Source organism: Pseudomonas sp. P5_B2 (assembly GCF_056400445.1).
The window spans coordinates 1-2,500 of record NZ_JBFULH010000215.1 but is presented as its reverse complement, the minus strand read 5'-3'; the positions used below and the strand labels follow the sequence as shown (position 1 = coordinate 2,500).

Genomic DNA, 2,500 nt, shown 5'->3' with positions numbered 1-2,500 from the left:
GAATCTTAGGTAAATCCGGGATTCTAAGGCCGAGAGCTGATGACGAGTGTTCTTTTAGAACACGAAGTGGTTGATGCCATGCTTCCAAGAAAAGCTTCTAAGCTTCAGGTAACCAGGAACCGTACCCCAAACCGACACAGGTGGTTGGGTAGAGAATACCAAGGCGCTTGAGAGAACTCGGGTGAAGGAACTAGGCAAAATGGCACCGTAACTTCGGGAGAAGGTGCGCCGGTGAGGGTGAAGCATTTACTGCGTAAGCCCATGCCGGTCGAAGATACCAGGCCGCTGCGACTGTTTATTAAAAACACAGCACTCTGCAAACACGAAAGTGGACGTATAGGGTGTGACGCCTGCCCGGTGCCGGAAGGTTAATTGATGGGGTTAGCTAACGCGAAGCTCTTGATCGAAGCCCCGGTAAACGGCGGCCGTAACTATAACGGTCCTAAGGTAGCGAAATTCCTTGTCGGGTAAGTTCCGACCTGCACGAATGGCGTAACGATGGCGGCGCTGTCTCCACCCGAGACTCAGTGAAATTGAAATCGCTGTGAAGATGCAGTGTATCCGCGGCTAGACGGAAAGACCCCGTGAACCTTTACTATAGCTTTGCACTGGACTTTGAATTTGCTTGTGTAGGATAGGTGGGAGGCTTTGAAGCGTGGACGCCAGTTCGCGTGGAGCCAACCTTGAAATACCACCCTGGCAACTTTGAGRTTCTAACTCAGGTCCGTTATCCGGATCGAGGACAGTGTATGGTGGGTAGTTTGACTGGGGCGGTCTCCTCCTAAAGAGTAACGGAGGAGTACGAAGGTGCGCTCAGACCGGTCGGAAATCGGTCGTAGAGTATAAAGGCAAAAGCGCGCTTGACTGCGAGACAGACACGTCGAGCAGGTACGAAAGTAGGTCTTAGTGATCCGGTGGTTCTGTATGGAAGGGCCATCGCTCAACGGATAAAAGGTACTCCGGGGATAACAGGCTGATACCGCCCAAGAGTTCATATCGACGGCGGTGTTTGGCACCTCGATGTCGGCTCATCACATCCTGGGGCTGAAGCCGGTCCCAAGGGTATGGCTGTTCGCCATTTAAAGTGGTACGCGAGCTGGGTTTAGAACGTCGTGAGACAGTTCGGTCCCTATCTGCCGTGGACGTTTGAGATTTGAGAGGGGCTGCTCCTAGTACGAGAGGACCGGAGTGGACGAACCTCTGGTGTTCCGGTTGTCACGCCAGTGGCATTGCCGGGTAGCTATGTTCGGAATAGATAACCGCTGAAAGCATCTAAGCGGGAAACTAGCCTCAAGATGAGATCTCACTGGGACCTTGAGTCCCCTGAAGGGCCGTCGAAGACTACGACGTTGATAGGTTGGGTGTGTAAGCGCTGTGAGGCGTTGAGCTAACCAATACTAATTGCCCGTGAGGCTTGACCATATAACACCCAAGCAATTTGCAGGCTTCGAGCTGAAAAGCGAAAGAGCACCAGATTGCGGTGTGTGAAGACGATACACAGTCGAAAATTCGAAGAAACACACAAATCTATTACATACCCATTCGCTGGAGCGTGATCTCGCAAGAGARAACGACCTGGCTACCGAATTTCTTGACGACCATAGAGCATTGGAACCACCTGATCCCATCCCGAACTCAGCAGTGAAACGATGCATCGCCGATGGTAGTGTGGGGTTTCCCCATGTGAGAGTAGGTCATCGTCAAGATTAAATTCCGAAACCCCTATCTGCGTATGCAGGTAGGGGTTTTGTTTTGYCCGCAGGAAATCCGTCTTGTCGGGTTTCTATGCAACGGCTCGGGGCATGGCTATCATGCGGGCCTCATTGTGAGGCGAGACTTGCATGCTGACGTTGTTAAAGCTTCTTAAGGATGGCCGATTCCATTCGGGCCAGGCCCTGGGTGTTGCCCTGGGTGTCAGTCGTAGTGCCGTGTGGAAGCAGCTTCAGCATTTAGAGGCTGAGCTCGGCTTGTCGATTCATAAAGTGCGTGGTCGCGGATATCAACTGGCGACGCCGCTGACGCTGCTTGATCCCGTCGCCATAAAAGACAAAGCACCTACGTGTGACTGGCCAATTTTCGTCTTCGATTCAATAGACTCTACCAACGCTGAGGCTTTGCGCGCTATCGAGCGCGGCCAAGCTACGCCATTTTTGGTGCTTGCTGAACGCCAGACGGCTGGCCGCGGACGTCGGGGCCGCAAATGGGTCAGTCCTTTTGCAGAAAACATCTATTACAGTCTGGTATTGCGTATTGAAGGTGGAATGCGACAACTGGAAGGGCTGAGTCTCGTTGTCGGTCTTGCGGTCATGCAGGCCTTGCGAGCGCTCGGTGTTCCGGGGGTGGGGTTAAAATGGCCCAACGATGTTTTGGTTGGGCAGAAAAAGATCGCCGGGATATTGCTCGAGTTGGTGGGTGATCCTGCGGATGTGTGTCACGTGGTGTTGGGTGTTGGAATTAACGTCAATATGCAGATCACGGATGAGGTTGATCAGTTATGGAC

At 52.7% G+C, this 2,500-nt stretch carries 1 protein-coding gene and 2 rRNA genes (1 of these 3 cut by a window edge); all 3 read left to right on the top strand.

Annotation, left to right across the window (positions count from 1 at the left end):
- Positions 1-1,422, top strand: a 23S ribosomal RNA gene (locus tag AC1DRJ_RS16275); it begins 1,470 nt to the left of the window's first position.
- A 168-nt stretch (positions 1,423-1,590) separates the two neighbouring features.
- Positions 1,591-1,706 (top strand): 5S ribosomal RNA (rrf, locus tag AC1DRJ_RS16270).
- Positions 1,707-1,841: 135 nt separating this feature from the next.
- Positions 1,842-2,500 (top strand): bifunctional biotin--[acetyl-CoA-carboxylase] ligase/biotin operon repressor BirA (birA, locus tag AC1DRJ_RS16265; RefSeq protein WP_477803057.1); only part of this gene is annotated, 659 nt, incomplete at its 3' end.